15 protein-coding genes are annotated in these 18981 nt (G+C 67.1%); 10 read left to right on the plus strand and 5 right to left on the minus strand.

Annotated features, from left to right (window positions below):
- The first annotated feature begins 55 nt into the window (after positions 1 to 55).
- From ACWDXS_RS15340 to ACWDXS_RS15355, 4 genes are all read left to right on the plus strand, one after another.
- Positions 56 to 679, plus strand: a complete 624-nt coding sequence (locus tag ACWDXS_RS15340; protein ID WP_378989037.1) for an alpha-ketoglutarate-dependent dioxygenase AlkB — start codon at positions 56 to 58, stop codon at positions 677 to 679.
- Positions 680 to 722: 43 nt separating this feature from the next.
- Positions 723 to 1175: a hypothetical protein gene (locus ACWDXS_RS15345; protein WP_449966017.1), complete on the plus strand. Its 453-nt coding sequence runs from the start codon at positions 723 to 725 to the stop codon at positions 1173 to 1175.
- Positions 1130 to 2323: a serpin family protein gene (locus ACWDXS_RS15350; RefSeq protein ID WP_449966019.1), complete on the plus strand. Its 1194-nt coding sequence runs from the start codon at positions 1130 to 1132 to the stop codon at positions 2321 to 2323. The genes ACWDXS_RS15345 and ACWDXS_RS15350 overlap by 46 nt, the downstream gene beginning before the upstream one ends.
- Before the next feature lie 111 nt (positions 2324 to 2434).
- Positions 2435 to 4684, plus strand: a complete 2250-nt coding sequence (locus ACWDXS_RS15355) for an NERD domain-containing protein (protein WP_449966022.1) — start codon at positions 2435 to 2437, stop codon at positions 4682 to 4684.
- Positions 4685 to 4819: 135 nt separating this feature from the next.
- Here the strand turns inward: ACWDXS_RS15355 and ACWDXS_RS15360 are convergent, their stop codons facing one another.
- A complete protein-coding gene (locus tag ACWDXS_RS15360) occupies positions 4820 to 10564 on the minus strand; it encodes a WD40 domain-containing protein (RefSeq protein WP_449966025.1) in 5745 nt (1914 codons plus the stop codon).
- Between the two features lie 89 nt (positions 10565 to 10653).
- On the opposite strand from ACWDXS_RS15360, the gene ACWDXS_RS15365 reads away from it, so the two are divergent.
- The 6 genes from ACWDXS_RS15365 to ACWDXS_RS15390 all read left to right on the plus strand — a co-directional run bounded on the left by ACWDXS_RS15365 (position 10654) and on the right by ACWDXS_RS15390 (position 16267).
- Complete coding sequence (locus tag ACWDXS_RS15365; protein WP_378989032.1) at positions 10654 to 11907, plus strand: ArsB/NhaD family transporter; 1254 nt, start codon at positions 10654 to 10656, stop codon at positions 11905 to 11907.
- A gap of 72 nt (positions 11908 to 11979) precedes the next feature.
- On the plus strand, positions 11980 to 12888 hold the full coding sequence (locus tag ACWDXS_RS15370; protein WP_378989031.1) for a hypothetical protein: 909 nt from the start codon (positions 11980 to 11982) through the stop codon (positions 12886 to 12888).
- A complete protein-coding gene (locus tag ACWDXS_RS15375) occupies positions 12888 to 13577 on the plus strand; it encodes a hypothetical protein (protein ID WP_449966029.1) in 690 nt (229 codons plus the stop codon). Before ACWDXS_RS15370 ends, ACWDXS_RS15375 begins: the two co-directional genes overlap by 1 nt.
- A complete protein-coding gene (locus ACWDXS_RS15380; protein ID WP_449966032.1) occupies positions 13556 to 14428 on the plus strand; it encodes an inositol monophosphatase family protein in 873 nt (290 codons plus the stop codon). Before ACWDXS_RS15375 ends, ACWDXS_RS15380 begins: the two co-directional genes overlap by 22 nt.
- Before the next feature lie 52 nt (positions 14429 to 14480).
- Positions 14481 to 15533 (plus strand): hypothetical protein, encoded by a 1053-nt coding sequence (locus ACWDXS_RS15385; protein WP_449966034.1) that lies wholly within the window; start codon positions 14481 to 14483, stop codon positions 15531 to 15533.
- A gap of 74 nt (positions 15534 to 15607) precedes the next feature.
- Positions 15608 to 16267: a hypothetical protein gene (locus ACWDXS_RS15390; protein WP_449966036.1), complete on the plus strand. Its 660-nt coding sequence runs from the start codon at positions 15608 to 15610 to the stop codon at positions 16265 to 16267.
- Between the two features lie 62 nt (positions 16268 to 16329).
- Here ACWDXS_RS15390 and ACWDXS_RS15395 read toward each other — a convergent pair whose 3' ends face one another.
- The 4 genes from ACWDXS_RS15395 to ACWDXS_RS15410 all read right to left on the minus strand — a co-directional run bounded on the left by ACWDXS_RS15395 (position 16330) and on the right by ACWDXS_RS15410 (position 18870).
- On the minus strand, positions 16330 to 16596 hold the full coding sequence (locus ACWDXS_RS15395; RefSeq protein ID WP_449966039.1) for a YciI family protein: 267 nt from the start codon (positions 16594 to 16596) through the stop codon (positions 16330 to 16332).
- A gap of 3 nt (positions 16597 to 16599) precedes the next feature.
- Positions 16600 to 17118, minus strand: a complete 519-nt coding sequence (gene nusB / locus ACWDXS_RS15400) for a transcription antitermination factor NusB (protein ID WP_378626982.1) — start codon at positions 17116 to 17118, stop codon at positions 16600 to 16602.
- 2 nt (positions 17119 to 17120) lie between these two features.
- The gene (gene efp / locus ACWDXS_RS15405; RefSeq protein ID WP_067452307.1) at positions 17121 to 17684 is read right to left on the minus strand and encodes an elongation factor P; all 564 of its coding nucleotides are present in this window, start codon (positions 17682 to 17684) and stop codon (positions 17121 to 17123) included.
- Positions 17685 to 17748: 64 nt separating this feature from the next.
- Positions 17749 to 18870 (minus strand): M24 family metallopeptidase, encoded by a 1122-nt coding sequence (locus ACWDXS_RS15410; protein ID WP_378989024.1) that lies wholly within the window; start codon positions 18868 to 18870, stop codon positions 17749 to 17751.
- Between the last annotated feature and the right edge of the window lie 111 nt (positions 18871 to 18981).

The following is an 18981-nucleotide window of genomic DNA, read 5'->3' on the forward strand; positions in this document are numbered from 1 at the left end:
CGCACCACAGGCCGTCTATCGAACATACATTCGAACACGTTGTAGACTGGGGCTCATGTCGCTGCCCCTGCAAGGTTCACTGTTCGACGGTGATGCGATTGCCCTGGGTTCGATCGAGGCGATCCGGCGCACCCCACTCGACGCGACCAGCTGGGTCGATGTGCTGCCCGGCTGGCTGAGCGGCGCGAGCCGGCTGTTCGATCGACTGGCCGAACGCGTTCCCTGGCACGCCGAACGCAGGCCGATGTACGACCGGGTCGTCGACGTGCCGCGACTGGTGTCGTTCTTCGGGGAGAACGACCCGCTGCCCGATCACATTCTGGTCGATGCGCGGGCGGCCTTGACCGCGCACTACGCGGCCGAACTCGGTGAACCGTTCCGCACGGCCGGGCTGTGTTTCTACCGCGACGGTCGGGACAGCGTCGCCTGGCACGGCGACACGATCGGCCGCGGCGCCACCCACGACACGATGGTCGCGATCGTCTCGGTCGGAGCGCCGCGCGCTCTGCTGCTGCGCCCGCGCGGCGGTGGCGCGAGCGTCCGGTTCACGGCCGGGCACGGGGATCTCCTGGTGATGGGCGGGGCATGTCAGCGCACCTGGGAACACGCGGTCCCCAAGACCGCACGCCCCGTCGGACCCCGCATCAGCATCCAGTTCCGCCCCCGCGGGGTCCGGTGACCCGACCACGTCCGTCGGACTGATTCCGTCGAAACACTTTCCGTTGCGATGGCCGGTTTGCGATCGTCACCGGCGCGACGGTGCGCACACTGACGGGCCGGCGATCGGTGATGCCCGCACGGTTGGCCGGCAGTACTGCACCCAGGCCGAGCTGCACAGTCACAATCGTCGCCAACTGGACAATATTGTCGCCCAAACCATTTCGCTGTCGGACACCGCGATCATCACCGATGCCGAATCGGAAGCCGTGCTCCGCCAACTGCGCCGCTGGGCAATCGCCGCCCAGGAGGTCCTCGACTACCGCTGCGCCGACACCGACAACGGCGTCGAGGTCGGCACGGTCTATCGCGCGAAGGGCGGGCCAGGGACTATGTCTGGCTGGGGATCGTCCGGGGCTGACGGATGTCGGCGACGTGGCGGATTGTCGGTCGCTGGTCGTAGGATCCGGGGATGGGGAGTTCACTTCTGCCGCATGTGCGGGCATCGAACGCGCTGACGGGGCGGTGGTGCGAATCGTTCGAGGGCGGGGACGCGGTGGTGTCGGGGGCCGGATTGTGGCCGTTGCTCGCTGTGTTGGCCGGGGCTGCTTCCGGCCCGGCCAGGGATGAGCTCGCTGCCGCGGTGGGAGTTCCGGCGGAGCAGGCGCATGCGGCGGGGCTGGACATGCTGAAATCGCTGGATACTTCGCGGGAGGTGTCGACGGCGATCGGGGCGTGGGTCCGGGCGGGGCTGACCTTGCGCGAGGAGTGGGTTCGCAGCATGCCCGCCGGGACGGTCGGTGAGCTGGGCGATCCGGCGGCACTGGATGCGTGGGCGAACGAGCAGACCCGGGGGTTGATCAAGAAATTTCCGGTACCGATCACCTCGGACACGGCGCTCGCGCTGGCGACCGCGCTGATGGCACGCACCCGCTGGGTGACGGCGTTCGACGAGATCCTCTACACACCGGAAACCGGTCCGTGGCAAGGACATCGGGGACCCGGCCTGTACCGCACGAGCCATCCCGACGGCAGTGTGTCGGTACTCGACGACGAAGTGACCCGGGTGATCGTCATCGGCAAGGGCGAACTGGACGTGCACGTGCTGATCGGCGCGAATCCGCGGCACGGTCTGGCCACTGGCCTCGCAGCTCTGGACGGGACCGTCGAGGTGCGGACAGAACTGCCTGTCGGCACGACGGCACCCTGTCTATCGGTGAGTCGACGGGAGACCTTCGGCGGTGGCGACTCCGTGGTGCTGACCATGCCACCGTTCGAGGTGGAGAACAAGCACAACCTCGCTTGCCATGCGGCGATGTTCGGCCTGTCCACCTCGATGAACGTTCCCGGTTCCCATTTCGCAGGACTCGCAGCTGATCCGCTGGCGCTGGACGCGGCGGGTCAGGACGTCATCGCACGCTTCGACGCCGAAGGCTTCGAAGCGGCTGCCGTCACGGCCGTGGCGATGCGCCTCGGCGGTGTTCCGCAGAAGACATGGTCGACGATCACATCGGTGAACGTCGACCGCCCCTTCGGATTCATCGCGGTAGACCGGCCGACCGGCCTCGCCTTGGTCGCGGGTCAGGTCACGAAGCCGCCGGTGGAATGGGTTCGGCCGGTCGGTGTGGAACCGGCGGGCAGACGAAACCCGGGGCCGCCGTGGTGAGATCGGTAATCGACATTGCCGAAGCCGTTGCTCAGCAACAGGATTCGGTTTCGATACGGCTAGTGGAGGCCGTATCCTGGTAGCAGTCCGCAGTCAGGTGCACAGGGGGTCGTGGTGATCGTCGTTGTCGCGGACGAGAGCGAACTCGAAGGCGCGGAACAGATCGTCGGCGCGGCGCTCCGTGACCAGGCGTTTCGGGCGGGCGGCGTCGCCGTGTTCCGCTGTCACGTACCGGAGAACCGGGGTGGGTCGGTCGAGGTCGACGCGTTGGTGTGCACGCCGCAGAGCGTGACCATCGTGGAGGTGAAGGGTTTCACCGCCCGTCAGGAAGGCACCCTCGCCACCCCACCGAACGGCCCGTGGACCATCGACGGCGAACCGGCGGCGCTCTATCACGCCGTCCGGGTGCCGAACCCGTTCGTCCAGGTGCGCCGACAGGTGTTCGCGGCCAAGAGCCTGCTGCAGCAATCCGGGATCTTCGGCTGGGTGAACGCGGTGATCGCGCTGGTCGCTCAGCCCGGCGCCGAGATCACCATCGAGGAAACCAGGATCGCCGACGGGTACCGTGCGGTGCTGATCGATCGCGACGACGCCGGCGCGTTGCACGACTATTTCCAGGCCGAGAGCGGGCGCACGGTCCGGCTCAGCATCGATGACGTCACCCGGGTGTTCGGCGCGTTGAACCTGGGCCATCTGCTGCCTTCCCCCGATGAGCTGACAGCACAGGGCTTTCCGGCCGCGCTCGACCCGGCGACCACTTCCCGGCCCATCGCCCCGACCGCTGTGGAGCTCGGCTCCCCCTCGGAGACAGCTGTTTCCGACACCACATCGGATTCCCCTGCGGCGTCGACCGGTTCGGCTCGCGCATCTACACCCGCGTTTCTCGCCGCGATCGACAGACTCGCCCATCGACCCCCTACCGCGGCTCATCCCGAGGATCCGACGTCGGTGCCCGCTGAACGCGAGACGGAATCCCCTTCTTCGAGTGAAGGTTTCACCGGCGCGCAAGCCGACGAGTCCGACGACGCGGCGTTATCGGCCACAGCGATCGGACCACCCGACGAGCCGATACCCAGCACCGAATCCGCCGAACCGGTGACTGACCGAACTTCACACCCCGACGGTGCCGAACAAGACTCGCCCCAGGACGACAACCCGGAGCACGAGCCAACCGCTGAGGGCGCTGCTCCGGATCGGGAAAGCGCCACACGCGCTGAGCCTTTCGACGACGACACGATCGATCTGGACGAACCCGCGCTCGGTGAAGTAGCCGAATCATCGGACGGTCAGCCCGAAAGCACTGTCTCACTGAGCAAATCCGTCGCCGCCGATGAATCGGTCGCGATCGACGATCCACCGACCGATGGCATCGAACGCCACGAACCCACGCCCGGGGACGAAGTGGCCGCTGCGGGCACACCCGCTGGTACCGGCGAAAACCGCACTGCCGAGTGGGCTCCCGCGGTCGGTACAGTGGCCGCGTCGGGCGCTGCTGCCGCGGTCGGTGCCGCCGGGTCGGCCCGCGAGACCGAATCGCGAAGTACCCCTTCCCCGGCGTACACCCCCGCCGTCGCACCGTCGTATCGTTCCCCGGAAACCCCAGCGCCCCAGCAACACCCGGAGCACTGGTCCGATTGGGTCGAACACGACCGAACGACGCGGCAGCCGACCCTCTCGCAGAAATGGCGGTCGTGGCGTCGCGGGGACGGCCCGTCACTGCTCGAGCGGTGGCACAACCGTCCCGTTCGGGAGCGGAGTGCCCCCAGGCGGGGCCTGCGAGTCGGGCCCGGTGTCGCTTTGCTGCTGTTCATCGCGCTGTTCGGAGCCGGGTTCTTCGCGATCGCGGCGGTGCAGGCGAGCCGATTCGAGATGTCGGACTACGACCGGATGTGTGGCGAGGACAAGAAGCCGTTCCCGAACGCCGCGCCCTACGAGCGCGACGGCGCGCGCCCGATCTATCTGTCCGGTGACCTCACGACCATGGTCCACCCGAACGATCCGACCGCGTGGAACCCGGACGACCCGTCGACCGTGCAGCTCATCGCCTGCATGAAGCAGCTGGAACTGCGCGACCTCGTGCAGACCTGCCAGTACGGCCCCTCCCCCGGCGCACCGGTGGGGCGCACCGTCAACCTCTTCCGCGCCACCTACGAGGTCGCCGTCTACGAACTCCGTACCGGACGCGAGGTCGCCAAGGCCACCATGCTCGGTGAACGCTATTCCGACAACCCGGCCAACACCGACCAGGACCGCTGCCGGGCGGCCGCCGACGCCCCCGACTATCTCGGCCGCCGCCTGGGCCAACCCTCGAGAGCCCAGCTCACCGGCTTCCTCGCCCCACTGGTCCACGCCCCCCGCTGAACCGCTTGACCTCGAGCGCACTCGAGGTAGCAGGATTCACCTCGTGCCCCGAGCACAACCCGACACCGCGCCTACCCAGCGTCGGTCGCGCCTCCGCCGGTTTCCTCGTACACCCACCGGCGGAGGCCGTCGGGCTCACAGCGGGGCATCTGCGGCGACCCGCACGACCTCGGCGAGATGCGGATCCAGTTCGCCCGACTCGAAGCGAGTCGTGCCGATCACATGCCAGAACTGGCCCGCGACGTTGCCCTCGTATTTGTATCGCCCGTCGGGCGTCAACGCGGCCCATCCTTCGGGCAGTCCGAGCAACACCGCGCGAATCGAGGGCGCCGCCCCCTGATCCGCCGCACCGGACCACAACACGACGTTTCCGTCTTCGCTACCGCTGGCGAGTAGATCGCCCGACGCGTCGAACGCCAAGGTCGACACCCGGCGGCGATGACCTTCCAAGGTGTGCAGATGCCGACCGGTGTCCATGTCCCACAGCCGGATCACCAGGTCGTCTCCCGCGGTGGCGAGGATGCCCCGCTGGGCGTCGACGGCCGCCGACCAGAGTTTTCCGGTGTGCCGCGTCAATTCGTGCACCGGCTCGCCCGACGTGACGTCCCAGATCCGTGCCGAGCCGTCCCAGGAGACGCTGGCGACGCGGTTGCCGTGAAATGCCACCCCGTACACCCGGTCTCGGTGCCCGCGCAGAGTGTGCAAGCACCGCCCCGACTCCACGTCCCAGATCCGAACGACGGAGTCGTCGCAGCCCGAGGCCATCAGCGCCCCGTCCGCGCTGAAGGCCAGGGACCGAACCCTGCCTCGGTGCTCGCGGTAGATCCCGTACTGGGCGCCGGTCGCACGGTTCCAGATCGTCACTGTGTCATCGTCGTTCGCCGTCGCGATCAGTTCACCGGAGGGATTGAACGCGATCGCCCAGATCGGCGCATCCTCGATGCTGATGTGGCGCTCATAGGAGTCGGCGTCGAGGTTGAACAGGCTGAGTCTGCCGTCGTTGCCCACCATCGCGAGCTGCCCTGGTCGCATCGTGCTGAACAGTGCCGACTCGAAGGTCAGCAGGTGGTCGTCGCTGCCGGTCAGCGTGCGAACGAGACGTCCGGTGACGGTGTCCCACAGCCGGACGACGCCGTCGTTGCCCCGGGTGGACAGCATCGCCGAATCGGCGCTGAAGCCCACCGCTGTCGTTCGGCGGCCGTGCCCCGTGAGCAGGTATCGGCAGGCTCCGGTGACCGGATCCCAGAAACGCGTGGTGAATTGGTCGTCGGTTACCACGAGCTGGGTGCCGTCGGGCCGGAAAGCGAACGGCCAGATGGATCCGGTGTGGGCGGTGAGACGATGCCGCAGCTGACCGGTCTCGGACGCACGCAGGCAGACGAGCCCCGCACTGTCCCCGGAGGCCAGCAGCTCTCCCGACGGGTCGTACGACACCCAATAGATCGCCGCGCTGTGTTCGGTCGGCGCGTGCAGCACTTCTCCGGTGTCGGTGTTCCAGACGCGGAGCAACCCGTCGGTGTCCCCGCTGGCCAGCACGTCCCGGGACGGGTGGAAGGCCAGCGTGTAGATGCGTCCGGTGTGACCGGTCAACCTGCCGGTGAGCGTGCAGGTGACGGGGTCCCAGAGCGTCAGTAGTCCGTCTACTCCACCCACCGCTATCCGGGTTCCCGAGGAGTCGAAGGCGATGCGGTAGGCGGCGCCGCCCGCTGCCTGGAATTCCCCTGTTTGCCTGCCGGTTTCGATGTCCCACAGGCGCACCATGCCGTTGCCGTAGGCGGCGGCCAGCGTCCGACCGTGCAGGGCGATGCTGTAGATCAAGGTCATGCCGTGTTCGGGTGGCAGACACTCGTGACGCAGATCGCCGCTGGGCAACGACCACAGCCGCAGCACACCACGCGCGTCACCGGTGGCCAGCAGATCACCGCCGGGACCGAGCAGCACCGGCCACGGCCACTGTTCGTGCCCCCGCAGAATCCGGCGGAGTTCCCCACTGACGGCATCCCAGATGCCGACCGTTCCGTCGCCGGAGCCGGTGATCAGGACCTGGTCGGTGTACGCGACCGCGAAGGTGCGTGCGCGGTGGGTCTGCAGCATCCGCAGCGGCCGGCCGGTGTCGGCGTCACAGATCAGCACGCCCCCGTCGTCACTGCCGACCGCGACCGTACTTCCGTCCTGGCTGTACGCGACGGGCTGGGGCAGTCTGCCTCGACTGGCGTGGAATCCGTGCCGAACGCCCAGTGCGGCAGGCGCGAATTCGGTCTGCACCGATCCGCCGGGTACTACGGCCGCGCCGCGCAGATCCGCCCCCGAGGCCTGGCCGATCACGTCCAGGAGTGCGGCGCGCTGCCAGCGGCTACCCCTGCCACGCGCGCCGGTCAGGTCGGTACGGATCAGGCGCGCCCTGGTGAGATCCGCGTCGGTCAGATCAGCGCTGACGAGGCGTGCGTCGTCCAGCCGCGCCGCGACCAGCCGCGCACCGCGCAGCACCGCGTGGGTCAGATTCGCGCCGATCAACCGCGCACCACTGAGATCGGCGCCGCTGAGATCGACCCCTTGCAGGTCGCGGTAGGAGAGGTCCTCGCCGGCCAACATCGCGCCGCGCAGGTCCGAGCTCGGCGCCGTGCGCAGCCGGGTGGTGATCCGCAGCGCGTTGGTGCGTGAGTTCGGGTCGGCGTCGGAGTCGGACAACACCGACTCCGCCCAGGTACGCAGCGTGCGCGGGTCGGCGAGATCGCACAGGAAATCTATGATGAGCAGCGACAATTGGGCTTGCGCGAGGTGTGGTGCACTCACGCCCGCACCGAGTAGGCGGGCGAGGTGATCGGCCACCAGCCATTCGGTCACCGAGGAATGGATGAAACCGAACAGGTCGTCGTCGGTACGCACCAGCAGGCTGCCCGAACCGATGGCGTGCGCCGACTGCTGCACCGACATGCGATCGCGGACCGCGGTGTCGGTGAGTTCCCGTGCCACTTCCGACAATTCGGCCGCACGCAGATAGGGCCTGCCTGTCTCCCACACCCGCAGCGCGAAAGCCGTTACCGCCCTCCACAATTCGTCCAGTCCCAGTCCCGGCAGCGATCCGGCCACGGTAGCCGTGCGATCCACCTCGTAGCGAAGCCAGGAATCGAGGATCTCCCGATACAAGGCGGCCGGACCGATGGCATTGGTCGTTCCCGCGGCCGCGCGCAACCGGCGCTCCTCGAGATCGGCGATGAAGCTGAGCATGCGCGGGTTCTGTGCCAGCCCGAGCAGGTCCTGGATGCCCCTGATCAACTGCATTCTGGCGTCGGCACGCCGCGTGTCACCCCCGTAGCGATTGGTGAGGAAGGTATGGATCTGTGGCGGCGCGAACTCCTCGATGCTGATGATGCGCCGGTCGTCGAGCAGACCCACCCGCTCGCCCAACGCTGTCAACACCTGGGCCCTGGACTCGAAGTGCTGAGTCCGGCTGGCCACGATGATCTTCGCCTTGCCGACGGCGGCCTGCAGGAGGGTCTCGAGATGGTCGGCGGCGAACTCGTAGCTGATCCTGGTCACCAGTTCGTCGAAGCCGTCGAACAACAGCACCACCCGGCCTTCGCGCAGCATGTAGCGCAATGCCTTCAGATCGATCCGGTCTTCGCCGTGATTGGCCAGATGGGCGGCGACCAGTCCGTCGACCGAGTGGGTCTTGTCGAGCGCGCGCAGGTCGATCAGGATCGGAATCAGCGCGGGCGTCGACTCGCTGATCCGGCGGGCGAGCTCGCGCAGCGCGAACGTCTTGCCACGCCCGAAGTCACCGAGCAGGAGTACGAACCAGCCGTGATCGGCGGTCACCACGCCCATGAGTTCGGCGATCAGATCGTCGCGAATCGCGGTTTCGTTCTCCTCCAGCAGCCGAAACCGTTGTGGTACATACAACTCGGGTGGGTAGCGCCGGTCGGTGCGCAGGTCGAGCACCTGACGGGCGAGGTAGTCGGTCAGATCGAGCATGCCCTGGAATTCCAGGAAGCTGCGGATACGCAACCCTTGACCCGCTGCCTCCTCCCGCAGCGAACGGGCCGGAACCGCGCCACGATAAACGAGCTCGGATCCGAATTCCGGGTCGTGCGCCAGGAAATCCTCGACCACCTGTCTGGTCAGATCTCCTACGTGGGCGCCGATGCGCCACTGCGCCGCCATCCCGTCACGATGATGGGTGACGAACAGGTGCGGCGGGTCCGCCTCGACCCGCCTGATCCGCGCGCCGGGGTAGCGCGCCGCACAGACCTCGATGACGCGCTCCAGCAAACGCCCCTGCGGATCGACCACAGGCGCCGAGTCACCGGCCTGTTCATCAGAATCCGGATCGTCGGTCCCCGCGGATTCGATCATCTTCGTCTCGGCGGGCGCGGCCAGGGCCGCGGCCACATTCGACCAGGACACGGGGATGACCGTGCGTTCGACCTCTCGATCATGGTGCTGGGCGGGATAGCGCGACATGCCCTCGGCCGTCAGGTGGATGATCTCCGCACTCCCCGGGGCCGCGGCGGGCAGCACCGGCAGCACGCCCCCCAGCAGATCGGCGTGCACGCCACCGGGTCCCGGCCCGTGCAGCAGCACATTCAACCGGTTGCCGAGCAGCCGGGAGACCGTCGTCGCGTCACGAAGAAGCGCTGGGTCGGTTCGCGCGGCCCCCGCACCCGGCATCGGATCGTGGCGCACCACACCCAGGCGTAACCATCCGCGTGCCTCGAACGCGCGTAGTTGCTCGGAGAACCACGCGACCTGGGTCTGCCCCACGCTGCCGTAGTCGTCTTCCTGACGATGCGTCGCAGCGATCGTCGAATTCAGTCCTGCGACGACAATTCGCAAGTCCGCGATGGGAAACAGGGTCCATGGTTGCCCGGCGTCGAACACCAGATGATCCAGGCCCTGGTACAACTCGCCGAACATGCGCTCGAACTGTTCGAGTTTCTCGAAATACGGCGGTTGCGGCAGCCGGTCGCGTGACTCGCAGCGCAGAAAGTAGCTCTCGCACGCCTTCTTCGACACGTCGTGATTGCCGGGTACGACGATCAGGCGATCAGGCTCGAGGCCCAGCAGAATGCGCAGGCCGGTGAGGAAGGCAAGCGCGTCGTCGACCTCGCGCGGGTGACCCGATTCGGTGAGGTCACCGGAGACGACGATCACATCCGGTGACGGCACGCCCTGATCGGACAGGTGGATGACATCGGCCCAGATACGTGATTGCAGTTCGCCGGGACCGTCCGGCTCGTCGCGCCCGAACAGACCGCGCCCGAACCGGGGGCCCGCGACATGCAGCACCGAGAGCCCGTTGCGCGCTTCGCGTGAACTGCCCGCGCCCGGAAAGCTCGGTGGCACAGCGGGAGTCCGCCGACGCTCCACGGCCTGTGCCGGGCCGAAACCATTCGGAACGGGCCGATCCCGCACCGCCGCACCGGAACCCGACGGGAACTCCGGTCCGCGCGCCGGTTTGGCTCGACCGTCACGCATGTGACCGACGCGATCGAGCAGGGTGTTCCGCGCGGTCTCGGCGCTGGCGACATTCACCAGATCCAGATAGGTGCGCGTGGCGAGCAGACCCTCCAGCGCGCAATCGGCGACCCGCACCGGCAGCAACTTGTGCTCGTCGGTGCGAATTGCCGCCTGCCACTCCATCGTTCCGTAATGGGAGGTCAGGTAGCTGTCGGACAGGATGGCGATCACGATGGCCGAATCGCGCACACCACGGTCCATGAAGTCGATGAAGTTCGTCCCCGGCACGAAGTCCCACGCCTGGATCAGCGTGCGGAATCCGGCGGTCTCCAATTGCCACGCCACCCAGGTGGCCCAGCGTTCGTCAGCCGGCGAATAGCTGATGAAGAAGAATTCACGTGCCCACCCCAGGTCCGTCACACCGTCGAGTATGCGCCCGAATGATCACCGCGGCAGACTCTTGGCGGGACGAGCACGCGTCCGGCAAGCCGCAATGCGATCATGGATCGGTGTCCGAAAAGGTCGACCCGCACCGCCGCGTCACGCCACCGCAGTGGTGGGCACGGCTACCACGACCACGGCTGTCGGTGCTGGATCGGATTCGCGTCGGCCTGCTGCTCGTCGGGTTGACCTTCGTCGCGACCGGACTGCTGCCCCGCGCCGAGGCGGCGGCGAACCTGCGTCGCGTCGGGCCGTTGCTGCTGTTTCTCGCCAGCGTGATCGTGCTGGCCGAACTCACCAGGGAAGCCAAGGTTTTCGATGTCATCGCCCATCGGATCGCGATCGTCGGACGCGGAAACTACCTCGCCCTGTTCGCACTGTGCGTGACATTCGCCTCGGCGACAACGATTCTGCTGAACCTCGACACCACCGCCGTGCTGCTGACCCCGGTCATGCTCGCGCTCGCGGGACCGACGCGCATCCCGCCGCTGCCGCTGGCGATCACCACGCTGTGGCTGGCCAACACCGCCAGCCTGCTGTTGCCCGTGTCCAATCTGACGAATCTGCTGGCGGCGGATCGGATCGCCAAGAGCTCCACCGAATTCGCGGCGAGTATGTGGGCGCCCCAGCTCGCCTCGATCACGGTGACGATGCTGTTCCTGTGGCTGTGGTACTGGCGTCGTGATCGTCGCGACGCCGACCGCTACGTGCCGCCGGAGCCCATCCGCACCGAGGGAATGCGTGCGCGGACATTGCTTTACGCGACCGCCGGTGCGTGCTTGCTGTTCATCCTCGCGATTCCGGTGGTCGGTGATCAGATCGGTCTCGCCGCGGTGGTGGCCGCCGCGATCGCGGTCGTCGCCTTCGCGATTCTGCGGCCCGCAGCGCTGCGGTGGTCGCTGATCCCGTTCCAGTTGCTGATCTTCGTCGTCGGATTGTTCCTGGTGGTGCCGACATTGAGCCGATGGGGACTCAACGACATCATGCACGGCCTGATCGGCGTCGACGACGGTGTCGCCGGGGCGTTCCGCGCGGCAGCCGCGGGGGCGGGCCTGTCCAACGTGGCCAACAATCTGCCTGCCTACACCGCCGGCGAATCCGTGATCCCGGTGGAGAACGGGACACAGCTGCTCGCGCTGCTCATCGGCACGAACGTCGGGCCGGTCGTCACGCCGTGGGCATCGCTGGCAACGCTGATCGGACTGGAGTTCTGTCGCACCCACGAGGTGCGCGTTCCGATGCTCCGGTTCGTCTGCACCGGATTCGCACTGGCCGTGGTCGCGACGGCCGCCGCGGTCACCGCGCTGCTGCTCATCGCCTGACTTCTCGACTTCCCGACCCGCCGACCCGGTCGCGCGGCCTATCCTGGAATCACCGAACTGGGAGGGGGCGGGATGTCGCGACTGCTGAACTGGTTGCGTACCAACGTCGATGGCGCGCTGGCGCTGACCATCGCGGTGATCATCGGCGCGATCGCCGTGATGGATCCACTGTCGAATCAGATCGAGCTCGAACCGGCGGTCATCGACGGCGCAGTGCTGCTCGTGCTCGCTCTGCTCGCGACCACCCTGCTGCGTGACCGACGGATCGCCACCAAAGCGGTCCGCGACGCGACCGCGGTCCATCTGCTCTACGGACCCGAGATCGGCCACGCGCACACCCTCGCCCGCCGCGACACCGAGCAGTGGATCTTCAAGGGCGGCACCGGAACCTACATTCGAGCCGTCACTTTGCGCGCGTGTGTGGAGAACGCGCGCCGCGAACAACGCCCCCTGCGCATGCAGATCGAGATCCTCGATCCGTCGAACGAGGCGCTGTGCAAGACCTACGCGCAGTTCCGGTCCTCGCTCACCCCGGAAGCCGACCGCACCGGCGAGCAGTGGACCACTGAGCGCACTCGCAAGGAGGCCTACGCGACGGTGCTCGCGGCGTGCTGGTACCGCCAACGGTTCACCTTCCTCACCATCGACGTCGGGTTGTCCGCGGTGATGACGACCTTCCGCTGGGACCTCTCGTCGAGTTGCGTCATCGTCACGCAGGACAACCCGAACACCCCGGCGCTCATGTTCGAACGCGACCGGCCCTACTACCGTGACTTCAGCCGCGAACTGGTCGCCAGTTTCAAACAGACCCGCCAGGTTCCGTTGTATCGGTGCGAGGACCTGCCGTTGGCGGACGAACCCTCCGTCGACCAGACCAGGCGACTCTTCGACGCGCTGGGATTGGGTCTGCCGACCTCGTTCACCGACCGCGACGTCGCCGACATCGTGCGCCGTGCGCTCCAGCCGAGAAACCCGTACTGATGCCCGCCTACACCCGGCTCCGTTCGCTGCTCACCGCTGCGGGCGCGACCGCCGAGGTGCGTGCCTGGGTGCACGATTATCTGGCCGACGTGGCAGCAGGCGTGGTCGAGGTCGTTGCGGTCCGACATCCGTTGGGGTTCACCTGTTTTCCGGTGTGGCGACAGGAGGGCCACGGCATCTGCCTGCATGTTTGGAGTACCGACCGGCCCGCCGCGCCGACGACATCGATGGTGCACGCCCATAGCTGGAATCTGGTCAGTCATGTCCTGTACGGCACGGTCGTCAACGAGATCATCGATGTCTCGGCCGATTCGGACGCGGGCACACATCGGGTTTTCGAGGTTCGTAGCGACACCGACGGCGATACCGTCCACGCCACCCGCCGCTCGGTCCGATACCGCAGCCGATCGCGCGAGGTGTTCCGCGACGGCGACGTGTACACGTTGCCGCACAGCGAGTTCCACGTCACCGACGTGTTGAGCGCCGCCGCCACCATCGTGTTGGGCGAACACATCCCCGGCGAGCTCGACCTGTCGCTGGGCGATCCCGGCACCACCGATCATCGTGTCGAACGCACACCGCACAGTTCCCAGCGAACGCGGGAACTGGCCGAAGCCGTCCTGGCGCGTCTGCGAACGGATTGCCCCGCGAATGGCCTGGAGGAACGGTGCGACACAGCGAATTCATAGATCTCACACTCGAACGCGACGTCATCGAGCGCGCCGCCGCGACCGCACGTGACACCGCGATCCGCGCCGGGCAGCTCATCCACTCACGTCTGACTCAGCCGCTCGGTATCCGGGTCAAGGACGCGGGCGGCGACCTGGTCAGCGATCTGGACCTCGGCGCCGAGGAGATCATTCTTCGCGATCTGCGCCGAGCGTTCCCCCACCACCGCGTCATCGCCGAAGAATCCGGCGAACTCCGCGGCGAGCCGGAATGGTGCTGGTTCGTCGACCCGCTCGACGGCACCAACAATCTCGCAGTCGGTCTGCCGGTGTTCAGCATCGGTATCGCGTTGTGCCACTTCGGGACCCCGGTTCTGGGTGTCGTGCACGAACCGATGACCGGCAACACCTGGTCGGCCATTCGGGGACGAGGCGCGGCAGGGCCGCACGGTGCGCTGCGACGCCAGGTGACGCCACGACCGCCCGGCGATCCAGTCCTGGCGTGGTTGCAGGGGTATCCGGTCGGCCGTACCGACACCACCGCCATCGCCCTTCGACTCGCGCTGGAAACCCATTCCCGACGTCTCATCCAGCTGTGGTCACCCCTGCTGTGCTGGATCATGCTGAGCCGTGGTCTGATATACGGATTCGTCGGCTACCGCGCCGGGTTGATCGACTTCCCCGCAGGTAGCGTGATCGCTCGTGAGTGCGGCATCGAGATCACCGACTTCGACCGAACTCCGCTGCCCGAATCCATCGATGATCCGTCGAGCGAAGTGAGCTTCCTCGCCGGTGGGCCGGTCGCTGTCGACGAGCTGGCACAGCTCGTGAAGTCCGTCGTGCGCAAACCGGAGCCTCCCGCTAGCCTGTAGCGCATCGCACCGGACGAATGACCGGCGATGTCGGCGAAAAGGGGTGGCCGCCATGAGTTTTCCCGCACGCATCGTCGCTGCTGCGGTGTGGATCAAGAGCAATTTCGAAAGCGCGATCGCCATTGTTCTTGCTGTCACGCTGAGCGTGCTCGGGCTGGTCGACCCCACCAGGCAAGAGCTGCTGACCAAGGTCATCCCACTCACTCTCGGGGTGATCGCCTTCGCCGTTCTGCGTGACCGATGGCGACAGGAGGCGATGAACGCACAGGTACGACAGTCCCTCACCGATATCGCGCACACGCTGGACGAGCTGAACGACCGGCGCGACCGGGCCTCGGCGATCGACGAACTGCTCACCAGCACCCAGCGCACGCTCGACAGCTTGTCGGCCGTCCGATTCGCCAAGGGCGACGAGGTATCGGACGTGCTCGCCGAGGCACGGACCGAAACCGATCGCTGGATCTTCAAAGGCGGTACCGGGGCTCACACCCGCGTTGTCACGCTGCCCGATTGCTTGCACCGGGCTCATCGCAATCGCCGAGAGCTGCTGGTCCGCCTGGAAATTCTCGATCCGACCGATCGCGACCTCTGTTCGCGTTACGCAGCGCTCTACCGCTCGCTGGCCGAAGGCGACGACGACGACGCGCGCACCTGGACGGCCAAGGGCACTCAGATCGAGGTGTACGCCACCATCGCCGCGGCATGCTGGCACAAACAACGACTGCCGCAGCTCCTCGACATCCAGATCGGCCTGACGTCGTCGGTGTCGCTGTTCCGGTGGGACCTGTCCACCCGCTTTCTGATCGTCACCCAGCGCGGACCGCGGTTCCCCGCCATGATCATCGAGCGCGACCGCCCCTACTACGACTCCTGGAACATCGAACTCAGGACCAGCTTCGCCGAATCCCGGCCGGTCGCGATCGACCGCGCGACGTCCGTACGGCTCGACGACGACCCGACTGTCGAACAGGTACGCGACCTGTTCGACACCCTGGGCATGGGCCTGCCCGGCGATTTCGACGATGCCGACGTCACCGACATCATCACGAAAGCACTCCAGGACCACGATCGAGCGGTCCGGGGCGCCGGCGACACGGCAGCGTAGGGCTCGCCCCGCGGTATGGGTGCGAGACGACAGCCGCGATGCGAGTTCGATTGCGCCGGTGGCAAGCTGGCGGGGTGGAGCAGCCGAACATCCCGCAGGGACAACAGACCGGGCAGCCGGCGCGACCGAGTGATCAGTGGCGACCGCCCCGCGGTCGTCGCACACGGCCGGGCTATCGGGAGCAACGGGCGCGCACTGAACGCTTGTTCGGCGGCAAACGTAAGTGGGTTCTGCTCGGGCTGGTCGCGCTCGTGCCGATCAGCGCGGTCGGGTTGATGGCCTGGGGTCTGCTCTCGCCGCGATCGGACACGGAGCGAACCGGCGATTGCGGGTACTACACCGATCCGACCCGCGGTGGCTGGGACTTTCATCGACGCGCATGCGCCGACCCCGACGCGGCGTTGATCATCACCAGCGCGTGGAGTACGCAGAAATGCGCGACCGGTGACATGGACTTCTCGCGGAGTCGCCGGAAGTACACCAGCAGCCCCATGAAGTACCTGTGCACTCACCTCAACGCGAAAGTCGGTGAGTGTGTCAACGACCCGGGCAACGTCAAGCTCCATCTCGACCGTCTACGCAAGGTCCCCTGTGGCGCAGGGGCATTCGAGGTCGATACTCGCGTCGAAGCCGAGGACCGGAACGTCTGCGACGCGACGCGGAAGCGGTTTCGCGAGACGAAAGCGGTGATCCACACCTCACCGGCGGTCTCGTTCTGCCTGCACAAGATCTGACCGGGCCCGCGTACGACAACAGCCGCACGTTCACTCGGAACGTGCGGCTGCGGGAACGGGATTCACGCCGAAACGGTGATTTCCCATTCGTGGATCGTCAGATCCGAGGCGCCGGTGGTGTGCAGCGGGTCGGAGTGGGCGATTGTTGTTGCGGCGGTGAGGCTTTCGGCCAGGATGACATAGGCGCCGCCGGTGCCGTCGGTGAAGCCACCGCTTTCCTGGAGTCGGCCCTCAGCGAGCAGTTCCCGCAGGAAGCTGCGGTGCGGTTCGATCACCGAGGCGTCGAACGCCGGGGTGCGTTCGGCCATCACGAGGTACTTGCGCGCCACGCCTCAGGACTCCGACTCGCCACGCGCGGCCTTCGTGGCGGCCGTTGCGGCCGCGGCGGCGCGGACCTGCGGCGCCACCTGCACGACCTGGCCGAGCACGCCGTTCACGAACGACGGGGAGTCGTCGGTGGACAGTTCCTTGGCCAGCTCGACAGCCTCGTCGACCGCGACGACCGGGGGCACGTCGGTGGCGTGGAACAGCTCCCACACCGCGATCCGCAGAATGGCCCGGTCGACCGCGGGCAGCCGCTGCAGAGTCCAGTCCTGGAGGTAGCCCTCGATGGTGCCGTCGACCCGGTCGAGATCGTCGGCGACGCCCTCGACGAGGGTGGTGGTGTAGGCGTGCACGGGGGCCACGCTCTGGTCGCGGGTCGCCAGCTCAGCGCGATCCGAGAGCAGCACGGAGACGTCGACATCGCGCGCCTCCGCTTCGAACAGCAGGTCCACGGCCCGGCGGCGCGCCTTGTGGCGCGCGCCGAGCTTCTTGAACGAGCCCTTCTTGTCTGCCGGGGAGTCGGTCACGATCAGCCGTTGACGCGGCCGAGGTAGCTGCCGTCGCGCGAGTCGATTTTCAGCTTGTCACCGGTGTTGATGAACAGCGGAACGGCCACCTCGGCGCCGGTTTCCAGGGTGGCGGGCTTGGTGCCGCCGGTGGAGCGGTCGCCCTGCAGGCCGATGTCGGTGTGCTGCACGACCAGCTCGATGGTGACGGGGAGCTCCACGAACAGCGGCGCGTCCTCGTGCACGGCGACCTGCACGCCCATGTTCTCCAGCAGGAAGCGGGCACCGTCACCGATGGTGGCCTCCGGGATGGAGATCTGGTCGTAGGTGTCACCGTCCATGAAGATGTAGTCGGTGCCGTCGTGGTACAGGTAGGTCATGTCGCGACGGTCGACGGTCGCGGTCTCGACCTTGACACCCGCGTTGAAGGTCTTGTCGACGACCTTGCCGGACACGACGTTCTTCAGCTTGGTCCGCACGAACGCGGGTCCTTTGCCCGGCTTCACGTGCTGGAATTCGATGATCTGCTGGAGCTGACCGTCGATCTTCAGCACAAGGCCGTTCTTGAAGTCGCTGGTGTCCGCCACTGTCCTCGGATCTCCTCTTTCGTATTACTGCGTACTGGGGGTTACTGCGTTCTGCGCGCCGACGTCAGTCGACGACGATCAAGTCCTTGCTGGTGCGGGTGAGCAGTTCCGGGCCCGCTTCGCGTACCACGAGCGTGTCCTCGATCCGGACCCCGCCGCGGCCGGGAAGGTATACACCAGGTTCGACGGTCACCGCCACACCAGCCAGAAGTGTACCGGTACTCGTTTTCGCCACTCCGGGTGCTTCATGGATCTGCAGCCCGACGCCGTGACCGAGACCGTGCACGAACTGCGGGCCGTACCCCGCTTCTTCGATGATCATCCGGGCCGCCGCGTCGACCTCGCTGGTCTGCGCGCCGGGTTCGAGCGCCTCGGTGCCCGCGCGTTGCGAGCGGGCGACCAGTTCGTAGATCTCCCGCTGCCAGTCGGCGGGGGTCCCCAGGACCAGGGTGCGGGTCATGTCGGAGTGGTAGCCGTTGACCACCGCGCCGAAATCGAACTTCACGAAGTCACCGGTGGCCAGGACGGCGCCGGTCGGCCGGTGGTGCGGGATGGCCGAATGGGCGCCCGCGGCGACGATCGTCTCGAACGAGATCGCATCGGCACCGTGCTCGAACATCGCCCATTCGAGGTCGCGGGCGACCTGTCTCTCGGTGCGGCCCGGACGCAGCAGGCCCCGCTCGAGCAGGGTGGCCAGCGCCTTGTCGGCGGCCGTGCACGCCGCGCCGAGCTGGTCGACCTCGTAGGGATCCTTGACCATCCGCAGCTGTTCGACCAGACCCGAGGTGGGGACGAGTTGCAGCCCGGTGCGCAGCTCCTGGAACGCGGTGTGCTGATCGACGGTCACCACGTGGCTCTCGAAGCCGACGCGACCGAGCTGCCATTCCCCGGTCAGCTCGAGAACGCGGCGCGCGGTGGCCCGGCAGATCTCGGCCTGCAGATCGGGGACCTGTTCGGCGACCTGAGCGGAGTACCGGCCGTCGGTACCGATGACGGTGCGGTCCTCGGCTCCGCGCATATCCCACGAATGCACCAGCACAACGGCATTGGATCCGGTGAAGCCGGTCAGGTAGCGGATGTTGACCAGATCGGTCACCAGCAACGCGTCGACACCGTTTTCCACCAGCAGGCTCCGCAGGGCACCGCGCCGGGCCGCGTAATCGGGAGCCGTGTAGTCAGCACACATGGGTCAACGCTACCGCCCGACGGGCGACACGTCGGCACGCGATACCCAGGATTTCGTGTCGGTGGGCGAGGTGGATACGGCGTTGTCCACATGCGCGGACGTTATCCACAT

It is taken from the genome of Nocardia sp. NPDC003183 (assembly GCF_053590715.1).